Source organism: Kitasatospora putterlickiae (assembly GCF_039527695.1).
Taxonomy (GTDB): domain Bacteria; phylum Actinomycetota; class Actinomycetes; order Streptomycetales; family Streptomycetaceae; genus Kitasatospora; species Kitasatospora putterlickiae.
Genome location: NZ_BAAAKJ010000259.1, coordinates 865 through 7,070 on the forward strand (window position 1 = coordinate 865; position 6,206 = coordinate 7,070).

At 71.8% G+C, this 6,206-nt stretch carries 6 protein-coding genes; 3 read left to right on the forward strand and 3 right to left on the reverse strand.

The features are described 5' to 3' along the window. The 3 genes from ABD308_RS26465 to ABD308_RS26475 form a co-directional block, all read left to right on the forward strand. The coding region (locus ABD308_RS26465) for an alpha/beta hydrolase family protein (protein ID WP_344339310.1) at positions 1-973 on the forward strand (973 nt) is incomplete at its 5' end. A 348-nt stretch (positions 974-1,321) separates the two neighbouring features. After that, a complete protein-coding gene (locus ABD308_RS26470; protein ID WP_344339314.1) occupies positions 1,322-2,740 on the forward strand; it encodes a hypothetical protein in 1,419 nt (472 codons plus the stop codon). A gap of 671 nt (positions 2,741-3,411) precedes the next feature. Continuing rightward, the gene (locus ABD308_RS26475) at positions 3,412-3,711 is read left to right on the forward strand and encodes a tectonin domain-containing protein (RefSeq protein WP_344339318.1); all 300 of its coding nucleotides are present in this window, start codon (positions 3,412-3,414) and stop codon (positions 3,709-3,711) included. 212 nt (positions 3,712-3,923) lie between these two features. Here the strand turns inward: ABD308_RS26475 and ABD308_RS26480 are convergent, their stop codons facing one another. The 3 genes from ABD308_RS26480 to ABD308_RS26490 form a co-directional block, all read right to left on the reverse strand. Then, positions 3,924-4,070, reverse strand: coding sequence for a hypothetical protein (locus ABD308_RS26480; RefSeq protein WP_344339321.1), 147 nt, complete (start codon positions 4,068-4,070; stop codon positions 3,924-3,926). A 403-nt stretch (positions 4,071-4,473) separates the two neighbouring features. Next, positions 4,474-5,241 (reverse strand): hypothetical protein, encoded by a 768-nt coding sequence (locus ABD308_RS26485; RefSeq protein ID WP_344339325.1) that lies wholly within the window; start codon positions 5,239-5,241, stop codon positions 4,474-4,476. A gap of 32 nt (positions 5,242-5,273) precedes the next feature. After that, the coding region (locus ABD308_RS26490; RefSeq protein ID WP_344339328.1) for a class I SAM-dependent methyltransferase at positions 5,274-6,206 on the reverse strand (933 nt) is incomplete at its 5' end.

Consider the following 6,206-nt stretch of genomic DNA (forward strand, 5'->3'; position numbering starts at 1 on the left):
CGCCGGGCACCCGACGGCCCCCTGGCTGCCCCCGGCCGCGGCGGCCGACTGGGACGCCCACTCCGCACCGGCCCTCGGTGTCCCCGCCGGCGCCGCCGACTGGCGGGGGATCAGGACCCACGCCCGCACCGGCGCGCCCGTCGCCCGCCGCGCCGGCCGGCTGCCCGTGGTCCTGTTCTCCTCCGGCGACGGCGGCTCGCGCGCCCTCGGCACCACCCTGGTCGAGGAGTTGGCGAGCCGCGGCCACCTCGTCGTCGCGCTCGACTCCACGTACGAGGCCGAACAGGTCGAGTTCCCCGGCGGCCGGGTCGAACGCGCCCTCCCGCTCCCCGACGACCTCACCCCGGAGGTCATCGCCGCCCTCCTCGCCGGGCACTCCCGGGCCCGCCTGGCCGACGCCCGCTTCGTCCTCGGCGCACTCGACCGGCTCGCCCGCGGCGACCGCCCCGACACCGGCACCGACCCGCTCCCGGACGGGCTCGCCGAAGCCGCCGACCCGGCCAGGACCGGCGTGCTCGGACAGTCCCTCGGCGGCTCCGTCGCCGCCCAGCTCGCCCACGACGAGCCCCGCGTCCGCGCGGCGGCCGACCTCGACGGCGCCCTCCTCGGACCCGTCGCCGACAGCGGCCTCGCCAAGCCCTTCCTGCTGATGGCCTCCGGTACGAAGACCCTGCGCACCGAACCGAGCTGGGCCTCCTGCTGGGCGGCGTCCACCGGCCCCCGGCACGCCCTGCGGCTGCGGAACGCCGCCCACGGCTCGTACACCGACCTCCAGATCCTCCTGCCCCAGCTCCTCCGCCGCCTCCCGGTCCCCGACGCGGCCGGACTCATCGGCACCGTCGACCCCCGGCGCTCCCTGGCCGCCCAGCGCACCGCCGTCGCCGCCTTCTTCGCGCGGTACCTGACGGGGCGGCCCACCGGCTTCCTCGACCGGCCCGGCGACGACTGGCCGGAGCTGGAGGTACTGCGCTGAACCGGCCCGCCCGGCCCCCCTGTGGCACCGGGCGGCACGGCCGTCCGGCCGGTAGCGTGGCGCGCGAGGGGCGGGCCGAGACACGGAGCTGGCACGACCGGAGGACGGACGGACCCCCTGTGCCTTCCCGCGACCCGGCGCCCCGAGCGGACCACCCCCGCCGGGCCGTGCCGCCCGCGCCCCGGACAGGGGCCGCGTCCTGACCGCAGACATCCGTCGAGCGGGAGCCCGTCGCGGACCACACCGTCCAGCTCCGCGCATCCGAGGATGTGCGACGATCACGACGTGGCCATACCTGCCCCTCCACCGTCCGATGCACCGCGCTCGCCTATGCGCCCCTCGTCGGCCATGTCCCTGCTGGCGGCACTGTTGGACCGCTCACTGGGTCAGATGGCGGAGGCGGCGGCAGATGTCCGCCTGTTCGACCGGGAAACGATTCGCGCGGCGTCGGATGTGTGGGACAACAATCTGTTTCCGCTGTTCTGGGCCGCAGGCACCTCCAACGCTCGTAAACGCGAGCGGCGGGCGATGACCGTACTGGAGTGGATGGCCGGTCTCGGCGAGCGGCGGCGCGGATGGATGACCGAGCAGGCCGCGATTGCCGGGTACGACATCGAAGCGCTCCTACCACCGGCCGAGCCGCACACGCCAGGCCGCGACTATCGCGGACACGTCATGGCACCGCAATACCGGCTTACGCGCCAGAACGTGGATGAGCTGGCCCCTGACTACGATCTGGCAACGGCGTCCGTCCGCCACCTGCAGGTAGAGCGTGCGGGTCCTCGTCTGACCGCCTTTCTCCAATTGGTCGCCAACCGCAAGTTCGCTGTCGATGAGCCCGCGCCACCAGCCCTGCTGGACGTGTGGCTGGACGGCGTCACCGACATCGCCTTCGGCCTTTCCGATACGCGGGGAGTGATCCTGGACGCCGGAGTGCGGGAGATCGAGATTTCCCTGGGGCCGGGCGATCGGCTCCGCGCCGCCGGTGGCGAATACCGCCTGGACGACCGTTCATGGCACCTGTCGACCGCCGGTCGACGCGCGGACGCGGTCGCCCCTCCCCGTGCCAGCCGGTCAGGCGGCCCGCGTCGGCCACCCTGCGGAGACCTGAACCCCGACGCGCACGCTGCCGCCGTCCTTCTGCACCACTCCATGCTGGAACTCCGCTCGGTGCGCTACGCCGCCCGCGCGGATCACATCCCCGTGCTGAAGCTGTGCCGAGCCTTCTCAGGAGCGGGCGAAGCGATCCTGGCGGCCGGGTCGCAACGCGGCGCCCGTCACCGTGAGGCGGCCTTCCGGGACGTGATCCGAGCCTGGGCAGACCATGGCGGCCCGGACCTCACCCGCTGGTTCGCCACCGTCCTCAGAGAACGCGCAGGCCGCCCGGACATCATCGAGACACCCCGGGCTCCCGAACGAACACCTCCCTCCCTCACCGACGGCCCACCCGTGTCCGGTACGCCTCCACAGGCAGCTCTCGTCATGGCCGCCTGGACAGCGGCACACACCGACTACCAGACAGAGCGTCCGGCCGCCGCGCAGATCCAACTCGCCCTGCCGCCCCACACCGACGACGACTCTTCAGCGCCCTGGCGACTGCGTACCGTCGGCTGTGCCGATCCAGATGCCTTCCGTCTTCGCACTGATGCGTTCCAGGGCCCCGGCCCGCTCGTCCAGGTGGGGACGCCCACTGCCGCCTGCAGTCTCGACCTGCACCAGGGCGCCTTGCTCGTCGCGGCCGGAGCCGGCTGGAGTGCGTCTTTGTGAGCTGAACCTCGCGCAGTGCCGTCATCGCTCAATCGGTTTCGTGACGGGCCAGGCACCGACGCAGCTCCAGGTTCTCGCCCTGAGCGGCTTCCCGGGCCTTGCGCAGCCTCGTCACCTCATCACCGTGAGCCTCCTGCTGCCGCGCGAGGCGGGCGCTCAGCGCCCTTACCGCTGCCGAGGCCGACGAGTCGCCTGGGGGCCTACGGGTACCGCCGCGGCCGGCCCGTGCTTGGCTCGGCTCAGTGCTCAAGCTGTAGATCAGACGCCCGCGTGTGGGAATGGGCCGCTTGCGCGAGGCTGCGAGGACGTAACCGATCTGGCGCCTCTCCAGTTCGGCGCTCAAGTGCGGGTCGCCGCCGTGGTCTCATCTCGGCCCCACCCGGCGCCCGCCGACTGCGCCAACCGGAGACTCTCCTGCTCAACCGCGACACCGCAGGCCGCTCCCCACCGGCCTCCGACCTTGGAGAGGACCCCAGCACTTCAACGGGCGGCTCGATGCCGCAGTCACACCTTGATGAGGGGGCCAGGCGGCTTGGGATCGCGCCCCGGGGAGCCGACGCGGTCAGCTCGCCACGTCGCGGGACGTGACCCCGCGTGTGCCCCAGGGGAAGAAGTGTTCTTCTGTCCTTTTCGGTTCATCTCATCGCCCTGATGGCGGCCAACACCAGTCAATGGAGGGTGATTTCGACACGGCTGATTGGGTGAAGGTCGCGGGCGGTCTCGCTGCCATCTCGGCTGGGTCGAGGACGACAGTGTGGGGTGTGAACGCGGGGAGCGTCATCTACTGGTACACCAACGACGACGCCGACACGTGGATCAACATCCCCGGCGCTCTGAGTGACATCGGCGCGGGTGCCGACGGCACCGTCTGGGGTGTCAACGGCGGCAACCAGATCTTCCGGTACACCGGGGACCAGGACGGCTCGAACCCGGGGCCGTCCAGCCGGGCCGCGCCGGCCACGAGCGGGTGACCGGCGAGCGCGCCGCCTGAAGGTCGCGGATGCGCTGCCGGGCGGCGCGCTCGCCGGTGTCGGCGAGGACGAACAGCAGCCGTAGGAACACGATGTAGTGCCGCGGCCAGGCGGGTAGGACGCTCAGGGCGTGCGAGGCGCGCCTCAGGTGGGGCGGGGTCAGTGGTGATCGATCTGCGAGGCGATGTCAACACGGCCGCCAAGGCGTCGCGTCAGCAGTCCGGGCAGTCGGTTCGGTTGGGCGGATCCGGGAAGTCCTCCCGGCCGTCCAGCCATCCGGTGAGCCGCCCGGACAGGGTGAGCGCTTCGGGGAAGGGGGAGTGGCACAGGCACGAGCCGTGCGGGTCCCAGCCCCACATCCGTCCCTCGGTAGTGCTGAGGTCAACGAGCGACCAGATCGCGCAGCCCCAGGTCGGCAGGGGTACCACCGGTGTCGGATAGTCCGCGCCATAGCCCTCGCGCCACGCGAGGTATGCCTCCAGCACAGGCGGTTCGTCCCCGTACTCGGTACGGGACCGGGGAAACGTCAACGAGCCAGACCCGGAAACGCAACGCCACATTCAACAGCCTGGAGCCTCGTCATGGCAGCCCCGAACCCACAGCCGGCGGCCGGGGCGGGCGCGGTCGCCGGGCGCGGGACCGATGTGATCCCCCCTTTGAGGCCCGGACGAAGACAACGAGTTCCCGGAGAAGGACGACCCGATCTCCCAGGTCGTCGCCGAGCTCCTCGGCGACCCCGCCACACCGGCTGACGTCTTCTTCTCAGTTCCCGTCGTACGCGACCACCGCCCCGCCCAGTGCGCGGGCCACCTGGTCGGCGAGCGAGTAGTCGCACAGATTGACGGTCCAGTTGCCCGCCGTCACCAGTGAGGCCGGAGCGCCGGGGTGGGAGATCTCGCTGCGGATAGCCTTGTCCCGTGCCGTGTCGTCCGCGTGGAGCTGCAGTACCGCGCAGTTGGGTGTCCGGCCGATCTTGGCGCCCGTCCGGCAGGTCACCTGTCCGGCTCCGCTGTCCTGGCGGTCGGTGCATCCGACCGTCCCGTCGAGCGCTTCCGCCAGGTGCTGGACGCTGTCGAAACGCGGCGCCGCGGGGATGGCAGGCAGCGAGCGGGAAGGCGCGGCGATCCCGATGCCCGGCAGAACGACCGCGTCCAGGGCCTTCGCGACCTGCGGCGCGAACGCCGGATCGCGCACATGGACGTACCAGTTCCCGGCGGCGACGAGCGTCTGCCCCTGACCACGCCGGTGGTCGACGGACGTGCCGATCTCCTCCCGTGTCACCGACGGGCCGAAGGCGCTGATCGCGTTCTCGAACGAGACACCGTCGATCACCGCCGTGCAGTCGGCATCGGAGCTTCCGTCCTGGCGCGTGTTGCTGAGCGTGACCGCGCAGGGGACGCCGCCACGCGCGAGCGCGGAGACCAACTCGCCGGCGGTGCCGTACGGAGAGGTCGCGGGCACCTCGGAGGGCAGCGGCACCTGCGGTGGCGGGCCGCCGCCGCAAGCGGCCGCCGCCGCCGCGGGCACCACCAACGCCCACCAGACCCGCCGCGAGAACCCGTTCACCTCGGGGGAGTCGGCGGCGTGCCCGGCCGCGGTTCCGGCACGGCCGGCGGCTTCACGGGTGACACGGGAACCGGTGCCGGCGGCAACTGTGCCCGGTTCGGCGGCAACGGCGCGGTCCCGTACGTGCTGGAGGAGACACCGGCACCGGTGTAGAGCGGATTGAGGTCCACCTCGCGATCGTACGGGGTCTGCGCGGCGAGGACGTCGAGCGCCTTGCGGCGCTCGCTCTCCGGCAGGCCGTTCCAGGCGTTCGCGTCCCTGAGAGCCTCCTGGAGCCGGTCCCAGTTGTCCGCCCGGTCCTTGATCGCGGCCCTGCGCTGCGCACTGTCGTCACCGTACCGGGCGTTGGAGTCCCGCACCTGGGGCGTATCGGCCGCGTACAGCATGAACAACTGCTTGTCGGTCGTCGCTCCGTGCGGACTCTTCTGGAGCTGCTTCATGTAGTACGCGCTGAGCCGGATGTCCTCGTTGGGGTTCTCCTCGATGTACTTGGCGAGCTGGGAGTCGGAAAGCCGGCCCAGCCCGGGGAAGCTGCCGGGGAACTCGTTGATGACGCCGCGGGCGGTGGCCAGCTTTATGTGGGTGATGCCCAGGGACTTGTCCGGTTTGAACGTCTCCTCGCTCGCCCAGTTCGCCCGCCGCCCGGCCGCGGTGAGGGGGCCGTCCAGATTGGGCTCGTAGTTCTGGTACCACTGCTGCTCCTGCCACATGATGGCGAGGATGAGGTCGAGGCTCATACCGGTCTCCGCCGAGGCCTTGCGCGCGGCCTCGATCTGGGCCGGGGAGACGTTGATCCCGTGCAGGCCGGACGCGCCGCCCTGGAGACGTAGCGCAACGGCGAGGGCGCTGTTGCCCGCTCCGCCCAGCAGATCGCGGACGACCTTCGGATCCTCGACGCCGACGAGTCCCGCGAGTGTTCGCAGTTCGTC

Coding starts and splice junctions, on each gene's coding strand:
- ABD308_RS26470 (WP_344339314.1), top strand. CDS start 1,322: ATGTCCCTGCTGGCGGCACTGTTGGACCGCTCACTGGGTCAGATGGCG.
- ABD308_RS26475 (WP_344339318.1), top strand. CDS start 3,412: ATGGAGGGTGATTTCGACACGGCTGATTGGGTGAAGGTCGCGGGCGGT.
- ABD308_RS26480 (WP_344339321.1), bottom strand. CDS start 4,070: ATGTGGGGCTGGGACCCGCACGGCTCGTGCCTGTGCCACTCCCCCTTC.